Raw genomic sequence first — 26,280 nt, 5'->3', positions numbered from 1 at the left:
GCCCGGGACGGCGAAGTCCCGGGCCCGCGACGCGGGCGGCGCGCCCCCGCCGCGAGGGCGAGAGCGCGCCGCAACCGGCCTGTCAGTACTGGGTGCTGACGGTCACACCGCTGAAGTCGGTGTTGGCGTACAGGCTGATGTACCGGTAGCCGGCCGTGGGGTTGGTGACGGTGAGGGTCTGCGCGGTGCCGGGGCTGGTGGAGGAGGCGGTGAAGGCGGTGGGGGAGGCCCAGGTGTCGGCGTTGTAGTAGAGCGAGGCGTTGCCGGTGCCGCCGGAGCTGGCGACCTTGAGGGTGGTGGTGCCGGCCGGCAGGTAGACGTAGAAGTAGTCGAGGCCGCCGGCGGTGCGGGCCTGGTCGGGCCGGGAGCAGTTCTGGCCGAGCGCGTCGGTGCGCGGGTCGGTGCAGGTCGGCAGGGCGGTGCTGCCACCGGTGGTGACGGTGACCGAGGCCGGGGTGGCGGCGGTCTTGCCGGCGCTGTCGGTGACGGTCAGGGCCACGGTGTAGGTGCCGGGGGCGGCGTAGGTGTGGACCGGGTTGCGCTGGTCGGAGCTGCTGCCGTCACCGAAGGTCCAGTGCCAGGAGGCCAGCGAGGCCTGCGCGTTGGTCTCCACGGACTTGTCGGTGAGGGTGACGGTGGCGCCGTCGACGGACTGGCCGAAGAGCGCGGTGGGGCCGTCGGCGTAACAGGCACCGGCGGCACAGGCGTTCAGCCAGGTGTCGAAGTCGGCGTCGTAGGAGGTGCCGAGGCCGTTGTAGACCGCGTAGCCGCCCTGGTAGTCACCGGTGCGGAAGTGGCCGAGCATGTTCTGGACGTCGGCGGGGTGCTTCTCCAGCATGTAGCGGACGGCCAGGTAGCCCCACGGGTAGGTGCGCACCGTGTCGGAGTTGTCGTAGGTGTTCTGGAAGACGGTGCTCAGCTTGTACCGGTGGGCGGCGGCCTCGGCCATCGCCTGGGTGTCGGTGGTGCCGCGGTAGCTGTAGGACTCGTACTCGGCGACGCCCTCGATCCACCAGATGTCGGGGACGGAGATCTCGGTGCCGAAGTTGCCCTTCATGTCGTAGATGTTGTCGAGGTAGTGGGTGTACTCGTGGTTGAGGTTCCACACGTTGGCGGGGAAGCCGTCGTTCCATGACTTCTGGTACATCACCGACACGGGCTTGTTGTTGGGGTCGGTGACGTCCATGACGGTCTGGCCGCCGTTGTTGGTGGAGTTGTTGAAGATGGCCCAGGAGTAGGTCAGGTAGTCGGCCTGGTTCTTGAAGACGGCGAGGGTGATGGTCTTGCCGTACTGGCCGGGGATCGCTCCGTTGTCCTTGACCATGGTGTGGAAGAAGCCGTCCTCGCCGCGCAGGCTGGCGCAGACGGTGGCCAGGTCGGCGGCGGACAGGGCCTCACCGCGGATGGTGCGGTTGTCGCACTCCAGGGTGTTGGGCAGTACGGCGGCGGTGAGCTTGCCGGGCAGGTCGCAGGTGCCGTAGGTGGTGCACTGCGCGCCGTCGTAGTGGTTGGCGTTGTACGCGGTGTACACGTACAGCGGGCCGGTGCTGCCGGTGACCGGGGTGCCGTCGAGGAGCTGCTTGACCAGCGGCCGGGCGAAGGCCGCGACGGAGCCGCCGTCGCCGGCGGTGCGGGCGAGGTCGTTGCCGGCGTTGACGTCGAGGAACTGGTTGGCGGTGCCGAGCAGTTCCTTGTGCTTCTGGGCGAAGTTCGCCAGGGCGGTGATCACGCCCGGGTCGGCGCCGATCGCGCTGACGTAGTCCGGGTTCCAGTTGGCCCGCCACAGCGGCGCGTACAGCACGGCGTTGACGGCCTTCACCATCTTGGGGAAGGCGTTGTAGCCGTTGTCGTAGCCGTTCAGGACCTGCTGGTAGACGGTCAGGTACTGGCTCTGGATGTTGGCGCTGTCGGTGAGCACCAGCACCTCGTTGAGCACGGTGCCGTTGGCGTCGCTGACGTCCTTCCAGTGCGAGCCCGCGAAGAAGGCGTCCAGGCCGGCCTTGACGGCGCCGGTGAGCGAGGCGTCGTAGGGGCCGACGGTGCTCGCGTTGTTGGACTGGACGTAGTAGCCGGCCCGCAGGAAGAGCACGAGCTGCAGCAGGTTCGCGGAGTTGTCGCCGGTGTAGTTCGCGGCCTGGGTCTTGAAGGCGTTGGCGACGGTGAGCATCTGCGACTGCTGGAAGACGTTGCGCGCGTCGGTGCCGGTGACGTTGAACAGCGTGCTGACACAGTCCGTGGTCGAGCCCTGGACGAAGGAGACCAGGTCGGCGCCGCTGCGGGAGCCGAAGTCGGCGGGCGTGCAGCCGGCCGCGACCGGCGCGGCCTGGGCGGTCAGCGCGCGCTTGGCCGCCGCCGGGGTGGTCGGGTGCTGGGCGGTCTGGACGGCCGTGCCGGCGGGCTGGAGCGCCTGGCCGAGCTGCTCGGACGGGAGCGGTGCGGCGGTGCGGCCCAGCTCCTCGGAGACGGGGGCGGCGACCTCGGCGCCGAACGGCTTCGGCGCGGCCGGGGCGTGGGCCGTGGGGGCCTGCGCCGTGGGGGCGGCGACGGTCGCGGTGGAGGCGGCGAGGGCGGGGGTGGGGAGCAGGGTGGCGGGGCCGGCGAGGGCGGCGGCCACCAGGAGCGGAAGGGATTGGCGCAGGCGCACTGCGGTGTCCTTGTCCTGAGGTGGGGGAGGTGACGCGGCGTCAGCCACGAGGCGGAGGGGGAGCTGACGTGTCTCTGTCACCGGAATCAGGGTCAGAACAATGTCACAGGTTATATGTCACGGCAAGAGTGTGCGCGGCGCCGGTTCCGCCCGCTCGCCAAGGCCCGGGACCAGGCAAGGGCCGCGTCACCGATGAACGGTGACCCTGGCGGCCCCGTCCCGCGGATCGGCTCCGTGCATCAGCTGTGGATCGGCGCCTGCGAAGGTCCTCCTGCCGGCCCGACCGGACCGACGGAACGCGAGGAGGGACCGTCACCATGGACGCGCAGCCGCCGTGGTTCCTCGGCGGCCTCGGCCGGTGGTGCGGCTGCGCTGCCCCCATGCGTCGGAGGCCGCCGACGGGTCGGTTCCTTCCGACGCATGGGGGACCGGTGCTACGCCTCGGGGGCCGCGTAGGTGCGGAAGGTGGAGGCGGTGCCCGGCCAGTTGGCCTGCTGCCAGCCGCGCAGTTCCGGGTAGGTCGCGTGGGCGGGCACGACCACGAGGCGCTCGTCGAACCACCGGGTGAGGAACTCGCGTCGGCTGCCCACCTCTTCGCGGGTGCGCCCGCTCAGCATGACCTGCCCGACGCCCTGGGTGGTGTCCTCCACCGCGTCCCCCGTCCGGAAGCCGTACGGGAGGTCGAGCCGGACGTGCTCGACCCCGGGCAGGGCGCGGATCTCATCGGGGGAGGGGTAACCGACCAGGATCCCGGGCCGGTTGGCGAGGAAGAGGGTGCTGACGCTCTCCGGGCGGACGGACGGCTTGAGGTCGGGGTCGATCCCCTCCGCGCAGCGGATGGCGGCTTCGCCCAGGTCCACGCCGAACTTGAACTCCACCGACTCCGAGATCAGCCCGCCGCCGGTCCGGGCGCCGCACTCGCCGAACAGCAGCCGGCCGGTGTCCGGCTGGTGGAAGAGCTCCATGTGGAACACGCCCTGCCGGAGGCCGAGGGCCCGCAGCGCCGCTGCCACGACCGGCCTCGCGAGGGCGAAGGCGGGTGCGTCCTCGGTCGGGTCGAAGCGTTCCAGCTGGAGCACCCGGTTGGCGTCGACGGCGGTCAGGCACGGCTCCAGATAGGTGCCCACGCTGAGGAAGCGGAGCTCCCCGTCGAAGACCACGCCGTCGGCCATCCACTCCTCGCCCGGCGTGAACTCCTCCAGGACGAAGGTGCGTTGCGGTACGCCGCGGCGCCGGTACTCCGCGCAGGTCGCGATCAGGTCGCCGCGCCCCCGGACGACCGAGGTGTTCCGGGTGCCCGCCCCGGCGATGGGCTTGAGCACGGCCTGGTCGAACTCGGGGACGGCGGAAGGGTCCAGGTGGTGGATGTCCTCGATGACCCAGGAGCCGCCGACGTCCAGGCCGGCCGCCGCGACGAGCTGCTTCTGCAGCCACTTGTCCCGGAAGTTCGGGGCGGTGTCCGCGTCCACGGCCGTCGGAAGGCCGAGGATCCGGGCGAGCGCCGCGGCCGTGACCAGCGCCTCCTCGTCCGAGGTCTGGAGGAACCGGAACGGGTGGTCGGCGGCTCCGGTGCGGCGCAGGGCGAGGAGGATGCTCTCGATGCTCGTCGGATCCTCGGCGAACACCCCCACGGCCCCGTCGGGGAGCGTCAGGTAGCCCCAGTCGTTCAGGTGCGGGCCGTGTACCACGTACGGGGTGATTCCGTTCCGGAGGCAGGCGCGCATCGCGTACGCGTCGGTGCCGATGAGCAGGGCCGAGGGCCGGTCCTGGGGCTGGTCCTGGGGCAAGACTTCTCCTTCGTGAGGGGGGAACCGGGAGGCGGGAGTTCGAAGACGGGCCTGCGAACGGGCCTGAGGACGGGCTCTAGAGGTCCGCGACCCGCCACACCCCGATCGACTTGTCGGCGAACCGGTGCTCGACCCGGGTGCCGTTCTCCTCGGTCAGGTAGACCTCGGTGCACCTCTCGTCGATCACCCGGAACGGCTCGGGCAGCAGGAAGGGCGCCCGCCGGAGGTTGAGCGGGCGCCAGCCGCCCGCCTCGGTGGCGGCCTCGTTCTCGGCCCGCCCGGTGAAGGTGGTCGTCGCGAGGTAGGTCGAGCCGCTGCGGCGGACGTTCTCCAGTACGCGGTGGACGTCGTCGTCGCCGAGGTGCACCAGGCAGTCGCGGGAGAACACCAGGTCGACCCGGGGCAGCCGGTCGCGGGTGAGGTCGACGACCCGGAACTCGCGGTCGGCGCGGGCGAAGCGCGTCCGGTTGCGCTCGATCACGGCGGGGACGATGTCCGCGCCGATGTAGCGGTCGACGCCCAGGTCGATCCTGGACATCCAGAAGAAGTCGCCGCACGGCGCGTCGAGCAGGCTCCGGACTCCGAGGTCGGCGAGCAGGGACGGCAGTTCGGCCCGCAGCGCGGCGGTCTGGGCCAGGTTCGACCCCAGGCCGGAGCGGGACTCACCGTCCTCCTCGCCCTCGTCCCCGGAGACGCTGTCCTCGGTGAGGGTCCAGGCCCCGCTGGAGTAGATCCGGGCGAAGGTCTCCTGGAGCGAGTCGCGCGGCGGCCCGGCGGATGCCGGGGTCGCCGTGGAACCGGGGCCGCTCTGCTCCTCGATGGTGTCGGTCATCGTTCCTCCTCGGTTGTTCGGATGGATCCCGGTACTGCTGCCGGGGCTGGTTCAGGACGGTCCGGTCCCGCCGCGGCCGTCGGCTCGTACGGCAGGGTGCGGACGCCCGGGACGGTGAGGACGACGCCCGCGGTCGCGGCGACCAGGCAGGCCGCGCCCAGGAGGACGGTGCCGGTGCCTACGCGGTCCGCGATCGGGGCGGCGACCGCCAGGCCGAGCGGGAGGAAGACGAAGGACCCGAAGGCGTCGTAGGACATCACCCGGGACATCGACTCCGCCGGCACGTGCTTCTGGAGCGCGGTGAGGAAGGTGACGTCGTTGAGGCTCATGCACAGGCCGGTGACCGCCATCGCCCCGGCGGTGACGGCGACCGGCGCGGTGCAGGCGAGGCTGATCAGGGAGGGCACGATTCCCAGGGTGCAGAGCACCGCCGTCTGCAACGGCCGCCGGGGCCGCAGGCGGATGGCCAGCAGGCTGCCCGCGACGAATCCCACCGCCTGGGCGGTGAGGACGGCGGCCCAGGCGGACGCGCCGCCGAGGTGCTCGTCGGCCTCGACCGGCCCCAGGACGACGAAGCCGCCGCCGATGCACACGTTCACCAGGGCGAGTTGCGCCACCGCAGTCCAGAGCCAGGTCCGGCTGCTGAACTCGCGCCACCCGTGTTTGAGTTGGGAGAAGATGCCTTCCTCGGCGGGCGAGGTCCGGTCCGCCGCGCCGGTCGGCCGGACACCGGCCAGCAGGGCCGCGGACAGCAGGAAGGTCGCCGCGTCCACCACCAGGGCCCAGCCGGCGCCGAACAGGGCGACCAGCACACCGGCGAGCGCCGCGCCGCCGATGCTGCCGGCGTTCATCGACAGCTGGACCAGCGCGTTGGCCGACTGGATCCGCTCGGCGGGCACCAGTTGCACCGTGACGCTCCGGGAGGCCGGGGTGAACAGCGCGGTGGCGGCGCCGCCGACCATCGACAGGGCGACCAGGCCGGCCACCGAGTCGGTCCCGGTCAGCACCAGGACCGCGATCGCGCCCTGGGCCGCGCCCGCGACCAGGTCCGCCCAGACCATCACCCGGTGCCGCGGCAGCCGGTCGGCCAGCACTCCGCCGTAGAGCAGGAACGCGACCTGGGCGGCGAGCCGCGCGGCGGTGACGATCCCGAGGGTCGTGCCCGAGCCGTCCGGCATGCCGAGGACGGCGAAGGCCAGCCCGACCGGCGCGATCGCGTCCCCCAGCAGGGAGACGGAGCGGGCGGAGAACAGCAGGAGGAACGAGCGCTCCCGGAGGATGGAGAGATCGGTGTGCAAAGGGTGCCTTTCGCTTTTCCCTCGGCGGTATCGGGGAACCGCCATGCCCGGTTCCGTCAGGCCTGGTTCGCTCGCGCCCGGTTCTGTCACGCCCGGTTCGGTCGCGCCTGGTGCCGTCACGCCCGGTGCCGGCCCGGCTGGCCGCCGGGCGGCAGGGACAGGCGGTCGCGGGTCGCCGAGAGCCGCTCCAGCGGCACCGGGGCGGCCTTCCAGGGGCGGTGCAGGTGGTCGCCGGCCGTCCGCGGCACCAGGTGGACGTGCAGGTGGAACACGTCCTGCCAGCCCGCCTCCCGGTTCGCCTGGAACAGCGTCAGGCCGTCCGGTGCGAGGACGTCGCGGATGCGTGCGGCCATCCGGTGCACGGTGGCCATCACCGCGGCGGCGTCCTCCGCGGTGATCTCCCAGAGGTCGGCGGCATGGCGTTTGGGGATCACCAGGGTGTGCCCGTCCATGACCGCGGTGATGTCGAGGAAGGCGATGGTCAGCTCGTCCTCGTGGACGACGGCGGCGGGCTGGCGCCGCTCGACGATGGCGCAGAAGACGCAGTCCGCGGGCCGTGGGCGGTCATCCGGGGTGGGCTCCGTGCGGTCCGCCATGGCGGGCTCCCAGCGGATCGGGGGGCCGGCGGTCGGCGCGGGCGTCATCGCCGGACCCGGTCGGACAGTTCGGCGAGCGTCGCGGCGGTGCGGGACAGCGGGAAGCGCGCGCTGTTGACCAGGCCGGCGGCGGCCAGGCCGGCCAGCCGCTCCGGTGCGTGGGCGAGCTGCTTGAGGTGGTCCCGGAGCGCCGTGAGGTCCCCGAAGTCGATCGGCAGCGCGGTGCGGCCGAGCACCTCGGTCAGGCCGGGCACGGGCTGGTAGGCGACCGGCAGGCCGCAGGCCTGCGCCTCGATGGTCACCAGTCCGAACGCCTCCAGCCGGAGCGAGGGGACGATCAGGAGGTCCTGCCGGCCGAACTCGCGCCACAGCTCCTCCCGGGACAGCCAGCCGAGGTAGCGCGCCCGGGTCAGGTCGGAGCGCGCGGCCAGGGCCGCGAACTCCGCCCGGGGAGCCGCCACCGAGAGCTCGACCCCGTCGAAGCCGGTCACCGCCTCGATCAGTCCGGAGGTGGCCTTCTCGGCTGTCAGCCGCCCCGCGTAGAGCACCCGCAGGGCGCCCGCCGCGCGGTCGGCGCGGTCGCCGGGCCGGGCGGGGCGTTCGGCGAGCAGCCGGTCGGGGACGCCCCAGGGGATGTGCACGATCCGGTCCGCCGGGACGGAGGTGAGCCGGCGCAGCCGGTCCGCCATCGCCGTGGTGGGGACGACGACGGCGTCGGCCGACGCCGCGGTCTCCCGGAGGACGGCGGCCTGGGTGGGGTGGTCCGCGGCGAACAGCAGGTCGGTGCCGTGCACCAGCGCGATGCTCGGCCGGTCCGGGAAGACCTGCTGCAGGGCGGCCGTCGCGCCGAAGGCCAGGTGCTGGAGGTGGAGCACGGTGGGGTCGGCGGCGGCGAACCGGTCGCGGACGGCGGCGCCGAGCCGGTCGACGTAGGACCAGAAGTCGGGCCCCGAGACGGCTTTGCCGGTCACCGGGAGCAGCGCGGGTGAGCCGTGCCCGTCGGTCGTCGGCGCGTTCTCCCGGGCGAGCATGAAGACGTCCGCGGGGATGAGCGGGTCCGGTCCGCCGTAGAGGTCGCGCAGCAGCTCCACGCTGCCGCCCGGGCTGTCCGGCGGGAGGTCGATCCCGGTGAGGATGGTCACGCGAGCTCCTCGTACAGGCGAGAGGTGTCGATGCCGCTGGTCCGGGTGTACTTCCGGCCCATGTGCTGGTAACTGGCCGTGGAGCCGAGGGTCTTCAGGAAGATGATCTTCCCGAAGGTCATGCCCGGGTAGATCCGCACCGGGCGGACGACGCGGATCTCCAGCGTCCACCGGATGGCGTGGCCGACATGGCCGAGCGGCGCCGAGACGTGCACCCAGACGCCCAGGGCGCCCACGGTGCGGTCGCCGTTGATCATCTGCGCGAACAGCTCGGAGTGGGTGCGCTCGTGGGTGACCCCGAGATAGAGCTTGCCCGGGACCAGGACCATTCCGTCCGGCGGGATGGCGTGTTCGACGAATTCCGAGGAATGCGCCGCGTCGAGTTCGGAGTCGCACACCCGGATGGTGTCGCCGAGCCGCCAGTCGTAGGCGTTCGGGGATATTCTGCGCGGGTCGAACGGCTCGATGACGATATCGCCGGTGGCGACCGATCTGGCGATTTCCGCCCGGGTGAGGATCACGTCTGCCCCAACTTGTCCCGCCAGTAGCGCGATTCCTGGGGGCCGACCGCCCCCTGGTACTTTCCGGAATAGGGTTCGATCTCGCCGAGCGTGTCGAAGAACATGATCTGCCCGATCTTCATGCCCGGGTAGACGCGCAGCGGCCGGACCGACGACAGCATCAGCGTCCACTGGCCGTGGAAGCCGATGTCCCCGATCGGGGCGGTGATCTCCACGAACAGTCCGAGCCGGCCGACCGAGGAGCGGCCGAAGAGCAGGGGCACGAAGACGTCGGAGCCGACCTCCTCCACGGTGTGCCCCAGGTACAGCTCGTCCGGCCGCAGCACGAAGCCGTCGGAGTCGATCTTGACGGCGTCCGTCGGGTTGGGCCGGTACGCGTCGATGACGTCGCCCGAGTAGGTGATCAGCGTTTCGCCCAGGCAGACGTTGTAGCTGTTCGGGTTCACCTGGTCCCGGTTGAAAGGGGATATGGAGATCCTGCCGTCGTGGGCGGATTCGATGATTTCTGGTCCGGTCAGGATCACTAGTTGCTCCCACTCTTCCAGCATGTTCGGGAAAGCGGCGGACGGGTGTCAACGGGATTCTTCCGGCCCGTTTTCCAGGATGCTTGCCAGTATGTCCGGGCAGGCTTCATACTCATTCCCCATGAAACACGTCATAGCCCTTGATGTGGGCGGAACCGGAATCAAGGCCGCCCTGGTCGGAATCGACGGGGAGCCACTGCACCGCACCAGCCGGGAGACGCGTCGTGAACGCGGTCCCGCCGCCGTCGTGGCGTCCGTCCTCGACTTCGCCGCCGAACTGCGCGCCGAGGGCGAGCGCCGCTTCGGCGAGTCCGCGCTCGCGGCCGGCGTCGCCGTGCCCGGCATCCTCGACTCCGGCACGGGCACGGTGGTGTACGCGGCCAACCTCGGCTGGCGCGACGTCCCGCTCGGCACGCTGCTGGCGCAGCGCCTGGACGGCGTGCCGGTCGCCTTCGGCCACGACGTCCGCACCGGAGGGCTCGCCGAGCAGCGGATCGGCGCCGGCCGGGGTGTCGACCGGTTCGTCTTCCTGGCCCTCGGCACCGGCATCGCCGGCGCGATCGGCCTCGGCGGGCGCATCGAGCCCGGCGCGCACGGAGGCGCGGGCGAGATCGGCCACATCGCGGTTCGCCCCGGTGGCCTTCCCTGCGCCTGCGGCGGGCTCGGTTGCCTGGAGCAGTACGCGTCGGCGGCGGCCGTCGGACGGGCCTGGGCCGCCGCCTCGGGCCGACCGGGCGCGGACGCGGCCGACTGCGTCCGGGCGTTGCAGGACGGCGACTCCCGTGCCCGGGAGGTCTGGGACGGCGCGGTGGCCGCGCTCGCCGACGGACTGGTCGTCACCGTCACCCTGCTGGACCCGGCCAGGGTGATCATCGGAGGCGGACTGGCCGAAGCCGGGGACGCCCTGTTCGGTCCGCTGCGCGCCGCGGTCGAGGAACGGCTCACCTTCCAGCGGATGCCGGAGATCGTGCCGGCCGCGCTCGGCGACGCGGCCGGGTGCCTGGGCGCCGGCCTGCTGGCCTGGGACCTTCTCGACACCCGCACCGGTTGACGGCCTCCGTTCCCTCGCCGTCGGCCTGACGCGGGAGCGGCAGGCCGACGGCGGTTCCGGCGCGCGGTGCCGACCGCCCATCAGGCCCCCGCCAGCGCGGAGAGTTCGGACCGCACGGACTCCTGCTCCCAGGCCTCCCGGTCGCGGAGGTAGAGCGGTCGGTCCGCGGTGATGGACCGGGTCTCGGCGCCGCCCGGGGTGAGCCGCCAGCGGACGGAGCCGGTCACCGGACGGGCGCAGAAGTCCATGAACGACTGGGCGGCCGCGCGCAGTTCACCGAACCAGCGGCCCTCCAGCCCCTCCCGCAGCCACACCTGCTCCAGGTGCATCTTCTCGCGGATGGTCTCGGCCGAGAGCACCGCCGTTTCGAGGTGCCGGTAGCTGCGCAGCAGGAGCCACGCGGCCGGCATCTCCCGGATCTCCAGGACCTTCTCACCTCCGCCGAGGTGCTCCAGGCCGCTGTAACGCCCGAGGCCGAAGGCGCCGACCCGCCGGTTCAGTTCGCCGATCAGCCGGACCAGGGGCAGCTCGACGCCGTCCACCGCCACCGGGGTGCCACCCTCGAAGCGCACCTCGATGCCGTCCTCCACGGCGCCGGGCCGGCGCGCGCTCCAGCGGAACATCTGCTCCGGCACCGCGTGCTGCTCGGGGTCGTCCAGGATCCCGGACTCGAACTCGCGGCACCACAGGTTCGAGTCGCCGCTGACGACGCGCTCGCTCATCTGGGCGAGCCCGGCCTCCTTCAGCTCCTGGCTCTTGACCTCCCGGCTCACCGGGTCGAGGTCGTACGGGCTGCCGTAGGCGCCGTCGAACCCCAGCAGCTCCAGTGCTCCGTTGAGCCTGCGCATGGTGTTCTGGGAGCGGTTGGCGGTGTGCAGGACGGCCGACGCCCCCAGGCGCCGCGCCAGCTCGACGGCGAACCGCGCGATCAGCGGCCGGCTCAGGGTGGAACTCACCGGGTGGGTGCCCAGGTAGACCGCCTGGCTGATGACGGCGGCCCGCACGAACTCGTCGGCGAAGGCCTGACGGCCGTCCACGATGTGCAGCCGGACGCCGAGTTCGTCGGCGATCTGCCGCTTCTGCTCGCTGGTCTCGTCCTCGCCGAGGTCGACGCTGAGCGCGTGGACCTCCCGGAACCCGGCGTTCTTCAGTCGTAGCAGCAGGAAGCTGCTGTCGAGCCCGCCGCTGAAGAGCGTGACGACGGGGGCGTCCGCGGGCAGGGCGTCGGTCGTGAGGTGGCGGAAGGAGCGGATCAGACGGTGGCGGCGTTGCATGCTGGTCCTTCAAGACGTGGTGCGGGGACGTGGTTCGGTGCGGGCGACAGCCGTCGGGTGGCCCTCAGCCGTCGGATGACCCTCAGTCGTCGGGTGCCCTCAGTCGTCCGAGTAGGTGCTGAAGGAGGAGACGGAATCCGGCCAGTTCTCCTGCTGCCAGCGGCGCAGTCCGGGGTAGCCCGCGTGGGCGGGGACGACCAGCAGGCGCTCGTCGAACCACTGGGTCAGGAAGTCGCGGCGGCTGCGGAACTCCTCCCGGGTGCGGCCGCTCAGCACGACCTGGCCGACGGCCTCGGTGGTGCTCGCCAGCGCGTCCGACATCCGGAAGCCGTACGGGAGTTCCAGCCGCAGGTACTCGACGCCCGGCAGGGCTCGCACCTCGGCGGGGGTCGGGTAGCCGACCAGGACGCCGGGGCGGTTGTTGAGGTAGGTGGAGCCGACGGTGTCGGGGCGCACCGAGGGCTCGATCCGCGGATCGGCCCCCGCGGCGCAGCGGAGCGCGGCCACCGCGAGGTCGACACCGAACTTGGCTTCCACCAGCTCGGGTTGGAGCAGGCCGCCGGTGCGGGCCGCGCACTCGCCGAACACCAGCCGTCCGGTGTCCGGCTGGTGGAAGAGCTCCATGTGGAAGGTGCCGCGCTGGAGGCCGAGCGCCCGCAGAGCCGGCTCGACGACCGAGCGCGCCAGCTGGTACGCGGCGGCGTCGGCGGTCGGGTCGAGCACCTCGACCTGGAGCGCCCGGTTGAAGTCCACCGTGCTGAGGCAGGGCTCACCGTACGTGCTCACGCTCAGGAAGCGGAGTTCCCCGTCGAACACCACGCCGTCGGCGATCCATTCGTCGCCCGAGACGAACTCCTCCAGCACGAAGGTGCGTTGGGGCATGCCGGTGCGCCGGTACTCGGCGCACTTGGCGATCAGCCCGGCGCGGCCCTCGACGACCGAGGTGTTCCTGGTGCCGGCTCCGGCGATCGGCTTGAGCACGGCCTTGCCGAACTCCTCGACGGTCGCCGGGTCCAGGTGGTGGATGTCCTCGATCAGCCGGGATCGGGTGACCTCGATGCCGGCCTCGGCGAGCGCCCGCTTCTGCAGCCACTTGTCCCGGAACCGTACGGCGGTGTCCGGGTCCACGGCGACCGGGGCGTCCAGGATCCGGCCCAGGGCCGCCACCGTGACCAGGGCGTATTCGTCCCCGGTGTGGACGCAGTCGAACTCCCGGTCGGCGAGGCCGGCCCGGTGCAGGCCGAACAGGACGCTCTCCACGCTGGAGGTGTCCTCGGCGAAGACGGCCTCGACCCCGTCCGGGATCCTGATGAACCCCCAGTCGTGCAGGCCGGGACCGTACACCACGACGGGCTTGATTCCGGTCCTGAGGCAGGCGCGGATCAAATAGGGATCCGCGCCGATGATCAGGGCCGAGGACTGGTTCTCAGACATGAGGCTTCCTTTGGAATCGGGCCTTCCAGCCGCAGGGGGTCATGCGTCGATTCGGAAGTGCAGTGCTACGGGCACTACCGGGACGGGGAATTCGCCCCCGTGGAATCCCTCGCGAATACCCGGGCGAGTGATTTCAGGAGTGCGCGGGAGCCGTCTCTCGTCGCGGGCCCGGCAGGTTGCGGCGGACAAGCGAACCCCCCGGTCGGCTTCGGAACTGTGGCGTCGCAGCTCTTGATCCATAGTCCATGACAAGTCGGCGATGTGCAATGGCACATTACACATCGCACTGATGGTGCAGGGTTATGGGAGAGTTTGAACCGTTTTGGCAGGCGAATCCACGAGGTGAACCGGGGCCTGGGAGGCTCGACGGGCCCTCGTCGGCGGACGGTTGACGGATCGTCGGATCACCTGCCCTCGGTCGGCGGGAAACTCCGGCGATCGGGGTGATTGGTATGGATCGGGCATAGCGCATGATTGCCGGAATTCCCTGGGAGAGGGTGGCGGGACATCGCCGGATTGCTTAGGCTCCTGGGGGTTCCGACGCCGGAAACCCGTTCCGGCGGTAACGAACGCCGAGGGAATTCCCGGGTGTCCCAGGGGCGGTGCCGTCGGAGGCGCCGTTCGAGCCCGGAGCCGATCAGGACATTGATTCCGACGATCCCGCTCCGAGTGGCCGGAACCTCGCCGAGAGCGATACCGCCCGCCGGCTTCCAGGATTCACGAACGCCCGTGCGGCGCCGGCCTCGGACTCATCAGCACGAATTCCGCGGTGCCGTGTCCACCGGCCCGGTCATCGCACGAGAGGACGGAGTCAGCCAGTGATTCAGCGGAACGACGGGCCGACCGGGGCCGGGCCGACCACCCTGCACGCCCTGTTCGAAGAGCACGCGGAGCGCGCTCCCGACCGGACAGCGGTGGTCGCCGACGACGGGACCCTGAGCTACGGCGAGCTGAACGCCCGGGCGAACCGACTGGCCTGGCGGCTGCGTGACGTGGGCGTCGGCCCCGACACGCTCGTCGGCATCTGCGTCGAACGGTCCGCGGAGATGATCGTCGGGCTGCTGGGCATCCTGAAGGCGGGAGGCGCGTACGTCCCGATCGACCCCGGATACCCCGCGGAGCGGCTCGACTTCATGCTGCGGGACAGCGCCGTCCCGGTGCTGGTGACCCAACGCCGACTGGTCGACCGCCTCCCCCCGCACCAGGCGGCGCTCGCCCTGCTCGATGACGACGAGGGCCCGGCCCGTCCCGCCGGCAACCCACCCGCCGTCGGCCGGCCCGATCTCGCCAACGTCATCTACACCTCCGGATCCACCGGAACGCCCAAGGGTGTGCTGGTGCCGCACCGCAGCGTCCTGAACCTGGTCACGGACCAGGGCTACGCCTCCATCGGGCCGCAGGACCGGGTCGCCGCGCTGGCCACGCTGTCCTTCGACGCCTCGACCTTCGAGATCTGGGGGCCGCTGCTCAACGGCGCGACCTGTGTCGTCTACAGCTTCGGCGGCGTCGACCCGTCCGCGCTCTGCCGGCGGGTCCGCGAGGACGCCGTCTCCGTCCTCCACCTGACCAGCCCCGTCTTCCGGCTCCTGGAGCCGGCGCACTTCGCCGACCTCTCCGGCGTGCACACGCTGCTGTTCGGCGGGGACTCCGTGCGCGCGGACGTGGCGGACCTCGCGAAGAAGTCCTTCGGGGGGCGGCTGGTCCACCTCTACGGGCCGACCGAGACGACGGGCTTCGCCACCCACCAGGACGTCCGGGCGATGGCGCCGGACGCGACGATGATCCCGATCGGCCGACCGATCGACCGGGTCAGGATCCGGGTGCTCGGGCCGGACGGCGAGGACGTCCCGGACGGTGGGACCGGCGAACTGTACATCGGTGGCGCCGGGATGACCCGCGGCTACCTCGACCGGGCCGAACTGACCGCCCAGCGATTCGTCCCGGACCCGCACGGCGACACCGACGGGCCGCTGTACCGGACCGGGGACCTCGTCCGGCGGGGCCCGGACGGCGCCCTGCGGTTCCTGGGCCGCGCCGACCGGCAGATCAAGGTGCGCGGCCACCGGATCGAGCCGGGCGAGATCGAGGCCGTGCTCACCCGGCACCCCCTGGTCAACGACGCGGTCGTGGTGGCGCGGGACGACGGCGCGGGGGACAAGCGCCTGGACGCCTATGTCGTCCGCTCGTCCGCGTCGACCGGACCGGGTACGGAGGGCGGGCCGGAGTCCGTCGCCGGGCTCACCACCGAGCTGCGCCGGCGGATCGCGACGGCGCTTCCGCCGTACCAGCACCCGGCCTCGATCACCGTGATCCCGGCGATCCCGCTCACCACGAACCTCAAACTCGATCCGGCGAGGCTGCCGGCCCCCGCCGAGGAGCGCGGCGACGCCTCGAACCCCGCGACCGCCCCCCGCGACGCGCTGGAGGCGCAACTGGCCGAGCTGTGGAGCGAGATGCTCGGAGTCGCGGAGGTCGGGATCGACGACGACTTCTTCACGCTCGGCGGAGACTCCATCTCGGCGGTGCGCGTGGCCACGGCGGCGACCCGGGCGTCCGGAGTCCGGATCACCGTGCGCGACGTCCTCGGTTCGCCGACCATCCGCCGGCTCTCCCAGCTGGCCTCCCGTGCGACCCGGCCACCGGGCGGCGCTCCGGAGCCGAGCCCGACCGGGAGCCCGGCATGAGCGGCGGGGCGGTGGTGAGCGCGCCCCTGACCAGGGCGCAGAAGTTCCAGTGGTTCCTGGAGAAAGGGCTGGCCGAGGGGCTCCGCCGGCTCCCGGCATCGACCGACGAGGCCGCCGCCCGGCGGCTGGTACACGCCCTGGAGGCGCGGTTCGAGATCCTCCGCACCTCGCTCGCCGTCATCGACGGTGAACTGCGGCAGGTCGTCCACCGGTCGGGCTCACCGGTGGAGGTGGTGGACCTCGTGCCGGGCGGCACCGTCCACCAGGGCATGGCCGACCTGGTACGGGAGTTCACCGCGCACGTCCACGGCCGGCTCGGCCGGTTCCTCGTGCAGTTCCGGCTGCTCCGGGAGGACGGCCGGTACTGGCTGGCCGTGGTCGCCGACAACGTGGCCGTGGACGCCGGCTTCCACGGCGTGGTGGAGCAGGCGATCACCGAGCTGCTGGGCGAGCCGTCCGACGGTCCGGCCACCGACGTCCTCCAGGGGCGCCCGGGCATCCAGCCGGCCGAGCAGGCCCGCCGCGAGACGGACCCGGGCGAGGATGCCGAACGCGCCAGGGCGCTCGACTACCTGCGGGAGCACTTCTCCTCCGCCCCGGCGCGGCTGCATCCGCACCGTCCGCCCGCCGCCGGCGAGGAAGGCCGCTACTACCGGAGCACGCTCACCCTCCCGGGCGCGGACGGCCTCTTCGCCGGGGTCATGGCCCGGGCCGGACTGCTGCCCTCGGCGGTCGTGCTCGCGGCCTTCGCCCAACTGCTCTGCGGGCGCAGCGACACCGACGGGTGCACGGTCAACGTGTCGCTGGACAACCGCCACAACGCCGACCTCCGCAGGGTGCTGTGCGCCACCGCGCAGCGCTCTCCGGTGGCCCTTCCCGGCCGGAGCCGGAGCCTGCTGGAGGCCGCCGACGAGGTCCAGCGGACCCTGGCCGAGGGACACCCCGCCTACGGCCGGTACGACCCGTTCGACCTGATCGGCGAGCGGATCGAGGCCCAGCACCGCCGAGGCCTCTGCCTCTCCACCGACCTCGCCTTCAACTTCATTCCACCGCCCCAGGGATGGGCGGAGCTGCTCGAAGCCGAACAGGGCGGCAGCGACCGGACCGGCTCCGGGATCAGCTGGGCGGCCACCGACGAGACCTCCTACGAGTACGGGGTGAGCCTGTCGGTCCGGTGGGCCGACCCGCGGACCGTCCGGCTCTCCGTCCACGGCGACTCCCGGGTCCTGTCGCCCGAGCAGTGCGCGGCGCTGCTGCGCGGCATCGAACTCGTCCTGACCCGGATCGCCGCGGGGCAGGACTGCGCGCCCGAGGACGTCGCCGCCGAGGTGGGCCTGGTCCGGGTGGACCGCGGCCCCCGCGAACAGCGGGCCGGCGGGCGGTGGATCGACCTCGGGGCGATCGAGGAGCGACTGCGCTCCCTGCCCGGGGTGGCGGAGGCCGCGGTGGCCCTCGCGCCAGGCGGCGCGCCCGGCTCCGCCTGGCTGACCGCCCGGGTCACGCCCGTCGACGGCACCGTGCTCTCCCCGCTCGACCTGCGGGAGGAACTGCTCGGAGCCGTCCACACGGGCGAACTCCTGGCCGTCCCGGAGCGGTTCGAGATCGACGGCGGCGAGGCCTCCGACGGTCGGACGACCACCCGCCGGCCCCCCGTCACCGCGGCGGAGGGCACCCTGCTCGGCATCCTGGCCGAGTCCGGTCTCGTCCCGGACCCGGACCTCGACCTCTGCTACGTCCGCGCGGGCGGACGGCTGGAGCGCTACCCGCGGTTCGCGGAGCTGATCAGCCGCAGCGGCTACCGTCCGCCCGGCTTCACCCGGGTCAGCGGCATGACCACTCTGCGCGGCCTGGCCCGGGAACTCCGTCCGTCCCCTTCCGCCGGGAGCGGGCCCGCGGCACCCACGGGCTGACCCGGAGCCCGACGGCAGCGCCGGAACAGCCCGAACCCCGAGGGCAGCACCGGAGGAGCCCGGAGCCCGACGGCAGCGCCGGAACAGCCCGAACCCCCACCCACCGAACCATCGGAGCACCCATGACGATCGCCATGCCGGAGCCGGTCCTGTCCCAGGAGGAGGTCGACCGCTTCCGGCAGGACGGATACCTGCTCATCCGCGGCGTCCTGACCAGGCAGGAGGCCAGGCACCACGCCGGCCTGATCCTCGACCTGCTCCCGCGCGACCTGCGCGTCCCGGAGCACTGGCAGGCCTACGACGGCCGGTTCAAGCCCTACAACACCCCCGGGAACCAGACCTTCGACGGCCCGGAGTTCATCCCGCTCCTCCAGAACGAGCTGCTCTACCGGGTGACGGCCCAGCTCCTGGAGCACCCGCGGCTGCTCGTCCGGGACGGCTCGGTCGCCATCACCATGCGCAACGACACCGCGCACACCAGCGAGCTGAGCCAGGACCTGCACATCGACCCGGCAGTACCCGAGGACGTGGACGAGTTCCTCCTCACCCCCGAGGAGGTCGAGATCGGCGGCTGCTACTACTTCACGGACGTGGCTCCCGGCGGTGGCGGCATCCACGTCGTGCCCGGCGGCCACCGCATCGTCGAGGCGGAGGCCCGAGCCGTTCCCCGGGGGCGGCAGCTGCACGACAAGTGGCGGAACATCCCGCACCTCAAGAGCATCGAAATCACCGGCGAGGCAGGCGACTTCGTGCTGACCCACCACCTGATGCCGCACGCCGCCTCGCACAACCGCCGGCCCGAGGCACGGGTCGCCCAGTTCGTCCGCTACGCGCGGGACGACCAGCCCTGGGAAGCCGGGGACCGCCCCGGTGACCGCCCGGCCGGCCACTCCTACAACGGCCTGCAGACCGCGGCGATGACGCCGCTCGGCCGCCGGCTGCTCGGCGTCGACCCCTGGTAGCGGGCCCTGCCGGTGCCCGTGACCGATCCCGCGGCGGACCGGCCGGACCCGGGCACCGGCACCTCCCGGCCGACCACCCCACCCGAAGGAGACCAGCATCGTGACGGCACACCCGAACAGCGCCCCGCACGACCTGTCCACCGACCACGCCGACCTGTCCGTCGACCACGTCGAGCTGTACGTCGAGGACCTCGACGCCACCGCGCGACGCTTCGCCCAGGCCTACGGGTTCACCGCGTACGCCCGCTCCGACCAGCCGGGCGACGCGCGCTCGGTCGCCATCGGCCGGGACCGAATACGCCTGGTCCTCACCCAGGCCCGGGCGGAGGACCACCCCGCCGCCGACTACACCCGGCAGCACGGGGACGGCGTCGCCGACATCGCCCTGACCACCGTCGACACGGCGGCGGCCTTCGCCGAGGCCGTCCGGCGCGGTGCCCGGCCACTGGCGGCTCCCACCGAGGCCGACGGCGTGGTCACGGCCGCCGTCGCCGGCTTCGGCGACGTCCGGCACACCTTCGTCCAGCGCCCCGGCGGAACCGACCCGCGGCTGCTGCCCGGGTTCACCCCCGTACGCCGGGCCGAACCGGCAACGGACACCGGCCTGCTGGACATCGACCACTTCGCGGTGTGCGTCGAGGCCGGCCGGCTCCGCTCCACCGTCGAGTACTACGAGCAGGTCCTGGGCCTGCGCAACACCTTCACGGAGAGGATCGTCGTCGGCGCCCAGGCGATGGACTCCGAAGTGGTGCAGTCCCCGTCCGGCGGCCTCACGCTCACCCTCATCGAGCCCGACACCAGCCGCGAGCCCGGCCAGATCGACCACTTCATCAAGAACCACGGCGGCTCCGGCGTCCAGCACATCGCCTTCCGCACCGAGGACGCCGTGCGGTCCGTCCGCACGATGGCGGAGCAGGGCGTGGAGTTCCTCTCGACACCGCCCGCCTACTACCGGTTGCTCGCCGACCGCCTGCGGCCGGCCCGGCACACCGCGCGGCAACTCGCCGACCTGGGCATCCTCGTCGACGAGGACCACGAGGGCCAGCTGTTCCAGATCTTCACCCGGACGACGCACCCGCGGCGGACGCTGTTCTACGAGGTCATCGAGCGGATCGGGGCCACGACCTTCGGCAGCGGCAACATCAAGGCCCTGTACGAAGCCGTGGAAGCGGAGCGGCTCGGGTGACGGCCGACGACGACCGCCGGGCCGCCACCGCCGCGGTGGACCTGGACGGCATCCGCGCCGCCGCCCGTGCCGTACTCGACCCCGCGGTCTGGGACTTCGTCGACGGCGGCAGCGGCACCGAGTCCACGCTCGCCGCCAACCGCACCGCCTTCGCCGAACTCGCCCTCGTCCCACGGGTGCTGACCGGCGCCACCGCCGCGGACACCGCCGAGCGGCTGGTCGGGACGGCGGCGGCCATGCCGGTCGCCGTCGCACCCATGGCCTACCAGCGCCTGCTGCACGAGGAGGGCGAAGCCGCCGCCGCCCGCGCCGCCCGGACCCACGGTGTCCCCTACGTCATCGGCACGCTCAGCAGCCACCCGCTGGAAGCCGTCACCGCCACCGGGGCCGACACCTGGTTCCAGCTCTACTGCCTGCGCGACCAGGCCAAGAACGACGAACTGGTCGGCCGGGCCGAGGCCGCGGGGTGCCGGGCGCTGATGGTCACCGTGGACGTGCCGCTGATGGGCCGCCGGCTGCGGGACGTGCGGAACGGCTTCGCGCTGCCACCGCACGTCCGCGCCGCCAACCTCGACGCCGGCCCAGGCCCAGGCCCCGGCTCAGGCCCCGACACCGGTCCCGGCCCCGACAGCGAGGCGCACCGCAGGATCGGCGGCACCTCGGCGCTCGCCGTGCACACCAGCGCCGCCTTCGCGCCCGCCCTGTCCTGGCCGGACCTCGAACGGCTGCGCCGCCGGACCACGCTGCCCCTGGTGGTCAAGGGCCTGCTCGACCCGCGCGACGCCCGCACCGCCGCCGACCTCGGAGCCGACGCCGTCGTCGTCTCCAGCCACGGCGGCCGCCAACTGGACGGCGCACGCCCCAGTTTGGCCGCCCTCCCCGAGGTGGTCGCCGCGGTCTCCGGCGACTGCGAGGTCCTGCTGGACAGCGGGATCCGTACCGGCACCGACGTCCTCAAGGCGCTCGCCCTCGGGGCCCGCGGCGTGCTGCTCGGCCGTCCCGTGCTGTGGGGCCTGGCGGCGGGCGGCGAGGCCGGGGCCGCCCGCGTCCTCGACCTGCTGCACACCGAACTGGCCGAGGCGATGACGCTGGCCGGCTGCGCCGACCTCGCGGCGGCGCGGCTCCTACGCACCGAGAGGCTGGCACCCCGTGCCTGACGCACCGTTCGCGGACCCGACCACCGCGGACTTGACCGCCATTGACCCGACCACCGTGGACCCGACCACCGTGGACCCGACCACCGCCGACCCGACCACCGCCGATCTGACCACCGCCGACCTGCACGGCTCACTGGAGGATCCGGCCCTCACCTCGATGAACTTCCTCAACGAGGTGACCTCGCGCTTCCCGGAAGCGCTCTCCTTCGCCCCCGGCCGCCCGGTCGAGCACTTCTTCGACCTCGAATCGGTGCACCACCGGCTGCGCACCTTCAGCCGCCACCTCGCCGAGGAGCGCGGCCTGTCGGACGAGGAGGTCCGCCGGACCTTGTGCCAGTACGGCCGGACCAAGGGCATCGTCCACGAGCTGGTGGCCCGGCACCTCGCCCGCGACCACGGCCTCACGGTCGATCCCGAGGCCGTCGTGATCACCGTCGGCTGCCAGGAGGCGATGTTCCTGGTCCTGCGCGCGCTGCGGGCGAGCGAGCGGGACGTGCTGCTCTCGGTCTCGCCCATGTACGTCGGCCTCACCGGCGCCGCGCGGCTGGTCGACCTGCCGGTCCTGCCGGTCGCCGCCGGGCCGGCCGGGATCGACCTGGACGACCTGACGGCCACGATCCGCGCGGCCCGCGCACAGGGCCTGCGCCCCCGGGCGTGCTACGTGATGCCCGACTTCGCCAACCCGTCGGGCCTCAGCATCGACCTCACCCAACGGCGGGCACTGCTCGCGCTGGCCGAGCGCGAGTCCATCCTGCTGCTGGAGGACAACCCCTACGGCGTGTTCCACGGCGGCGACGGGACGCCTCCCACCCTCAAGGCCCTGGACACCACACGCCGGGTGGTCCACCTCGGCTCCTTCGCCAAGACGGTGCTGCCGGGCGCCCGCGTCGGCTACGCCGTGGCGGACCAGCGCGTCGCGACCGCCGACGGCGGGTCAGGACTGTTCGCCGACCAGCTCTCCAAGATCAAGAGCATGGTGACCGTGAACACCTCGCCGATCGCCCAGGCGGTGGTCGGCGGTGCCCTGCTCGAACACGACTTCAGCCTCGAACGGGCCAACGCCCGGGAGCGGGAGATCTACCGGGACAACCTCGACCGGGTCCTGGCCGGACTCCGCAGTCGCTTCGGCGGACACCCCGGCATCACCTGGTCCGTGCCGACCGGCGGATTCTTCGTCTGCGTGACCGTCCCGTTCACGGTCGACGACGCCCTGCTGGAGCACTCGGCCCGCCGGCACGGCGTCCTGTGGACCCCGATGAGCCACTTCTACAGCGCCGCGGGTGGCACCAACTCCCTGCGGCTGTCAGTCAGTTCACTCACCGGACCGGCCATCGACGACGGCCTGGACCGGCTCGCCGCGCTCTTCGCCGAGCAGGGCTGCTGACTCCGTCCGGGGGGCGCTGCGCCTCCGCACCGCCCCCCGGCCCGCGTCAGGCCGTGACCACCAGCCGGGCCAGTACCGGCAGATGGTCCGAGGCCGCCGGCTCCCCGGTGACCGGACCGATCCGCACCGGCCGCACCCCCGGCCCCGCGAAGACGTAGTCGATGCACTCCGCGGGCGCGTCGGTCGGGAAGGTCGCGGCCGGCGCACCCTCGACAACCGTCCAGCAATCGGTGAAAGCAGCCCGGACGGCGGCGATCTCCGGTGTTTCCGGAACGGCGTTGAAGTCACCGAGGAGAATCGCCGGAGCGGCGTCCCCGATCAGCTCGATGACTTCTTTCACCTGCTGGGTGCGATCGGTCTCCGAGAACAGTTCGAGGTGCGCGACGAAGACCTGGAGCGGAATTCCGCGAAAGTCGATCTCGGCCTGCAGCAGACCCCGCTGCTCCTCGCCGGGGGAGCGGAAGAGGTGGGTGTTGCGCGAGCGGGTGATCGGATGACGGGACAGCACCGCGGTGCCGTACTGCATCCGTGGCGCGCCCGGGGCCGGTGGGGCCAGGTCGAGGTTCGCCCCGTACGCCAGGTGGTAGCCGAGGAGCCGCGCCAACTCCGTTGCCTGGTCGGCCCATTGGCTACGCCTGTCGAAGTGCCGGTCCACCTCCTGGAGTCCGACGACCTCGGCGCCGCTGCTCCGGATCACCCGGGCGATCCGTTCCAGGTCGAGGACGCCGTCGACCCCCTCGCCGTGGTGGATGTTGAACGACATGACGTCGATGGCCGGTGCGGAGGCATCCGGTTGGCGATTCACGTGAACTCCCTTTCCCGTGCGGACGGATCAGCCTTTTCGGCACGTTGTTCCGGGAGCTCATTGAATCCGACCGGCGGCGCGGGTGCCTCGAATTCTCCTCGTAGCGAAAAATATGAGTACTCCGGGATTCGACGCCCGCTCGACCGGCCGGCAGGAGTTCGCCGACGATCCGGGCCGCGTGCTCGCCGAGCGCCGGCCGGATGCGGCTCCGCCCGTGCCGCCGCCGCTCCTCCGGGGTCGGTCCGGCCCGGGCGCCGTACCCCTCCGCGCGGACCGTCGCCGCCCGCGCGGCGGGTCCGGAGGCAGGGTGCCCGGGGGAGTCCGGCGCCCCGGCCGGCGGACCCGTGCTCCGGTGCGGCACTCGCTCCGCATTCGAAGGGTCGACCGCTCGAAAGTGATATGTCACACCCTATTGATTGTGGTGGGTTGTCCATGACACCGTGCCAGCGATGCCTCCGCAGTAGCGAGCTGGAGGCTCCCCCCCACCCCCCACTTAGGAGTGACGATGAGTCACCGACTTCGGCTACCCCGGGCACTGGCCGTGCTCGCCGCCGCGAGTACCGCCCTCACCGGCTTCGCCGCCGCCCCGAGCTTCGCCGCCCCCACGGTGCAGGCCGGTCAGCAGGCGAGTCAGACCGCCCGTCCCGATGGCATAGCCCCCACCGGCACCGCCTTCGGTCTCGACACCCACGCGCAGACCCAGACGGGCCGGCTCGCACCCGCGCAACTCCCGCCGCGCTCCCCGCAGTCCGCCGCTCCCCAGGCCCCGACGCCCAAGCTCGCCAAGGCTCCGGCCCAGCTCGCGGCCAAGGGGGCCACCGCCGGCAGCGGGCAGACGGCCGGCACGGCCCAAACCTCCTGCACCCCGGCCGACTTCAGCGGCCGGAGCGGCGCGGACCTGGTCAACTTCATCCAGGGCTCGACGGTCGACTGCATCAGCTCGCTGTTCCACCTCACCGGCGGCGACGCCCACGGGGTGTTCCAGCAGAGCCAGATGCTCGTGGTCGCCAACGGCCTGAAGAGCGCCGCCGCCTCGTACACGGGCGACAACTCCACCGGCATCTACCAGCTGGGCTACTTCCTCCAGGCCGGCTACTTCGCGCAGTACTACCACCCGGCCGACGTCGGCACGTACGACGCGACGCTCACCGGCGCCGTGAAGGCCGCCCTCGACACCCTGGTGGGCAGCCCGCACTTCCTGGACGTCAACGACGGCAACGGCCAGGTCGCCGGCCAGGCGATGATCCTCTCCGACAGCGCCAACCTCCAGGCCCACTACCTCGGCACCTACCAGCGGGTGCTGAACGCGTACACCAGCGCCTGGGACTCGTCCTGGTACATGGTGAACTTCGCGAACAGCGTGTACACCCCGATCTTCCGCGGCCACCAGAACGCCGACTACGTCGCGGCCGTCACCGCCGACCCGAGCCTCATCAACACCCTCGACAGCTTCGCGCTCAACCACAAGAGCATGCTCGGCGGCACCAACTCCTACCTGGCTTCCAACGCCGGTCTGGAGACGGCCCGGTTCATCGAGCACCCGGCGCTGGTCAACACCGTCCGGCCGCTGATCAAGGGCCTGATGGGCGTCTCGTCGATCACCGGCCCCACCGCGCCGCTCTGGGTCGGCGTCGCCGGCATGGCCGCCTTCTACGACAAGGCGAACTGCTCGGACTACGGCGTCTGCAACCTGGCGGACCAGCTCAAGGCCGCTGCCCTGCCGGTCAGCCACACCTGCGACTCCACCCACAGCATCCTGGCCCAGAGCCTGACCGCCGCCGACCTCGCCGCCGTCTGCGCCAGCCTGCAGAACCAGGACGCGTACTTCCACAACCTGGTCAAGGACAGCGGCCCGATCGCCGGCCAGTACGAGAACTCGCTGCAGATGGTGGTGTTCGCCTCCCCGCAGGACTACCAGACCTACGCGGGCGGCATCTACGGCGTCAGCACCAACAACGGCGGCATCACCCTGATCGGCGACCCGACCGCCCCCGCCAACCAGCCGATCTCGCTGACCTACCAGAACGGCAACGACGGCTTCACCGCGGGCGTCTGGAACCTCAACCACGAGTACACCCACGCCCTCGACGGCCGCCTCGACATGAAGGGCAACTTCACCCAGCAGATCTCCGTCCCGGACGTCTGGTGGATCGAGGGCGTCGCCGAGTACACCTCCTACAGCTACCGGAACATCACCGACACCGGCGCGGTGGCCGAGGCGCCCAAGCACACCTACGCGCTCAGCACGCTGTTCCAGAACACCTACGACAACAGCGACACCACCCGCACCTACCCGTGGGGCTACCTGGCCGTCCGCTTCATGACCGAGAAGCACCCGGACGTCATCCAGAACATGCTGGGCCACTTCCGCACCGGCGACTACACCGGCGGCTACGCGACCTACAACTCGATCGGCACCGCGTACGACGCCGAGTTCAACACCTGGCTGGACGCCTGCGCCGCCGGCGCCTGCGTGGTGGGCAGCACCCCGACCGCCGCCTTCACCGCCGTCCCGTCCGGCCTGAACGTCCAGTTCACCGACCAGTCGACCGAGTCCGGCGGCAGCATCGCCTCCTGGGCCTGGAACTTCGGTGACGGCGCCACCTCCACCAGCCAGAGCCCCGCGCACACCTACACCGCGGCCGGCAGCTACACCGTCGGCCTCACGGTGACCGACGGCAACGGCAAGACCAACACCATCAGCCAGTCCGTCACGGTCGGCAGCCTCACCGGCTGCACCGCCGCCGACGCCCGGGTGCTGGACAAGAACTGCTCCCGCACCGGCCAGTCCGCGACCGCCGGGAACCTGGACTACTACTACATCTACCTGCCGGCCGGCACCACCACCCTCAAGGTCTCCAGCTCCGGCGGCACCGGCACCGCCTACCTCCTCTACAACCCGGACACCTGGGCCACCCCGAACGCCTACACCACCGGCTCGACCACCAACGGCACCACCACCCAGAGCCTGACCGTCACCAACACCACGGCCGGCTACCGCTACATCAGCCTCTACGCCCAGACCGACTTCAGCGGCGTCACCATCACCACCCAGTACTGATCCCGCTCTTCGCGACGGCGGCCCGGAG

The 26,280-nt window shown here is 72.0% G+C and carries 19 protein-coding genes; 8 read left to right on the top strand and 11 right to left on the bottom strand.

The genetic code is table 11. The features are described from left to right. Positions 1 to 82: 82 nt before the first annotated feature. The 8 genes from ACZ3YL_RS05450 to dcd all read right to left on the bottom strand — a co-directional run bounded on the left by ACZ3YL_RS05450 (position 83) and on the right by dcd (position 9,344). Entirely contained in the window at positions 83 to 2,644 is a 2,562-nt protein-coding gene (locus ACZ3YL_RS05450; RefSeq protein WP_465655586.1) for a collagenase, read from the bottom strand. A 434-nt stretch (positions 2,645 to 3,078) separates the two neighbouring features. Beyond that, positions 3,079 to 4,431 carry a hypothetical protein gene (locus ACZ3YL_RS05445; RefSeq protein ID WP_188309478.1) on the bottom strand — a complete coding sequence of 451 codons (1,353 nt, stop codon included), beginning with the start codon at positions 4,429 to 4,431 and terminating at the stop codon, positions 3,079 to 3,081. 76 nt (positions 4,432 to 4,507) lie between these two features. Further along, entirely contained in the window at positions 4,508 to 5,263 is a 756-nt protein-coding gene (locus ACZ3YL_RS05440; protein WP_465655585.1) for a class I SAM-dependent methyltransferase, read from the bottom strand. After that, complete coding sequence (locus tag ACZ3YL_RS05435; RefSeq protein ID WP_465655583.1) at positions 5,260 to 6,561, bottom strand: MFS transporter; 1,302 nt, start codon at positions 6,559 to 6,561, stop codon at positions 5,260 to 5,262. The genes ACZ3YL_RS05440 and ACZ3YL_RS05435 overlap by 4 nt, the downstream gene beginning before the upstream one ends. Before the next feature lie 116 nt (positions 6,562 to 6,677). Further along, on the bottom strand, positions 6,678 to 7,157 hold the full coding sequence (locus tag ACZ3YL_RS05430) for an HIT family protein (RefSeq protein WP_465655581.1): 480 nt from the start codon (positions 7,155 to 7,157) through the stop codon (positions 6,678 to 6,680). A gap of 44 nt (positions 7,158 to 7,201) precedes the next feature. Continuing rightward, positions 7,202 to 8,299 (bottom strand): glycosyltransferase family 4 protein, encoded by a 1,098-nt coding sequence (locus ACZ3YL_RS05425; protein ID WP_465655579.1) that lies wholly within the window; start codon positions 8,297 to 8,299, stop codon positions 7,202 to 7,204. Next, positions 8,296 to 8,820, bottom strand: a complete 525-nt coding sequence (locus ACZ3YL_RS05420; protein WP_188309483.1) for a dCTP deaminase — start codon at positions 8,818 to 8,820, stop codon at positions 8,296 to 8,298. The genes ACZ3YL_RS05425 and ACZ3YL_RS05420 overlap by 4 nt, the downstream gene beginning before the upstream one ends. After that, positions 8,817 to 9,344, bottom strand: coding sequence for a dCTP deaminase (gene dcd, locus ACZ3YL_RS05415; RefSeq protein ID WP_188309484.1), 528 nt, complete (start codon positions 9,342 to 9,344; stop codon positions 8,817 to 8,819). The genes ACZ3YL_RS05420 and dcd overlap by 4 nt, the downstream gene beginning before the upstream one ends. Positions 9,345 to 9,465: 121 nt before the next feature. Between dcd and ACZ3YL_RS05410 the strand changes: the two genes are divergently transcribed. Next, positions 9,466 to 10,395, top strand: coding sequence for an ROK family protein (locus tag ACZ3YL_RS05410; protein ID WP_188309485.1), 930 nt, complete (start codon positions 9,466 to 9,468; stop codon positions 10,393 to 10,395). An 80-nt stretch (positions 10,396 to 10,475) separates the two neighbouring features. Here ACZ3YL_RS05410 and ACZ3YL_RS05405 read toward each other — a convergent pair whose 3' ends face one another. Together ACZ3YL_RS05405 and ACZ3YL_RS05400 are read right to left on the bottom strand one after the other, a co-directional pair. Then, complete coding sequence (locus ACZ3YL_RS05405; protein WP_188309486.1) at positions 10,476 to 11,669, bottom strand: argininosuccinate synthase-related protein; 1,194 nt, start codon at positions 11,667 to 11,669, stop codon at positions 10,476 to 10,478. A 99-nt stretch (positions 11,670 to 11,768) separates the two neighbouring features. Then, on the bottom strand, positions 11,769 to 13,103 hold the full coding sequence (locus ACZ3YL_RS05400) for an ATP-grasp domain-containing protein (RefSeq protein ID WP_188309487.1): 1,335 nt from the start codon (positions 13,101 to 13,103) through the stop codon (positions 11,769 to 11,771). 818 nt (positions 13,104 to 13,921) lie between these two features. Here ACZ3YL_RS05400 and ACZ3YL_RS05395 point away from each other — a divergent pair. The 6 genes from ACZ3YL_RS05395 (at position 13,922) to ACZ3YL_RS05370 (ending at position 22,386) form a co-directional block, all read left to right on the top strand. Next, on the top strand, positions 13,922 to 15,787 hold the full coding sequence (locus tag ACZ3YL_RS05395) for a non-ribosomal peptide synthetase (protein ID WP_465655575.1): 1,866 nt from the start codon (positions 13,922 to 13,924) through the stop codon (positions 15,785 to 15,787). Beyond that, positions 15,784 to 17,697: a hypothetical protein gene (locus ACZ3YL_RS05390; RefSeq protein WP_465655573.1), complete on the top strand. Its 1,914-nt coding sequence runs from the start codon at positions 15,784 to 15,786 to the stop codon at positions 17,695 to 17,697. Before ACZ3YL_RS05395 ends, ACZ3YL_RS05390 begins: the two co-directional genes overlap by 4 nt. A gap of 122 nt (positions 17,698 to 17,819) precedes the next feature. Next, a complete protein-coding gene (locus tag ACZ3YL_RS05385) occupies positions 17,820 to 18,659 on the top strand; it encodes a phytanoyl-CoA dioxygenase family protein (protein ID WP_465655571.1) in 840 nt (279 codons plus the stop codon). A gap of 100 nt (positions 18,660 to 18,759) precedes the next feature. After that, positions 18,760 to 19,845, top strand: a complete 1,086-nt coding sequence (gene hppD / locus ACZ3YL_RS05380) for a 4-hydroxyphenylpyruvate dioxygenase (protein ID WP_465655570.1) — start codon at positions 18,760 to 18,762, stop codon at positions 19,843 to 19,845. Continuing rightward, on the top strand, positions 19,842 to 21,002 hold the full coding sequence (locus ACZ3YL_RS05375) for an alpha-hydroxy acid oxidase (RefSeq protein ID WP_465655568.1): 1,161 nt from the start codon (positions 19,842 to 19,844) through the stop codon (positions 21,000 to 21,002). Before hppD ends, ACZ3YL_RS05375 begins: the two co-directional genes overlap by 4 nt. A 157-nt stretch (positions 21,003 to 21,159) precedes the next feature. Continuing rightward, the gene (locus ACZ3YL_RS05370; RefSeq protein ID WP_465655731.1) at positions 21,160 to 22,386 is read left to right on the top strand and encodes an aminotransferase-like domain-containing protein; all 1,227 of its coding nucleotides are present in this window, start codon (positions 21,160 to 21,162) and stop codon (positions 22,384 to 22,386) included. Positions 22,387 to 22,432: 46 nt separating this feature from the next. Here the strand turns inward: ACZ3YL_RS05370 and ACZ3YL_RS05365 are convergent, their stop codons facing one another. Then, entirely contained in the window at positions 22,433 to 23,191 is a 759-nt protein-coding gene (locus ACZ3YL_RS05365) for an endonuclease/exonuclease/phosphatase family protein (protein WP_188309492.1), read from the bottom strand. Between the two features lie 505 nt (positions 23,192 to 23,696). Here ACZ3YL_RS05365 and ACZ3YL_RS05360 point away from each other — a divergent pair. Next, entirely contained in the window at positions 23,697 to 26,252 is a 2,556-nt protein-coding gene (locus ACZ3YL_RS05360) for a collagenase (RefSeq protein ID WP_465655566.1), read from the top strand. Positions 26,253 to 26,280 lie beyond the last annotated feature (28 nt).

This window comes from Kitasatospora sp. NPDC023176 (assembly GCF_055560495.1).
This window is presented reverse-complemented; position numbering and strand designations above follow the sequence as displayed.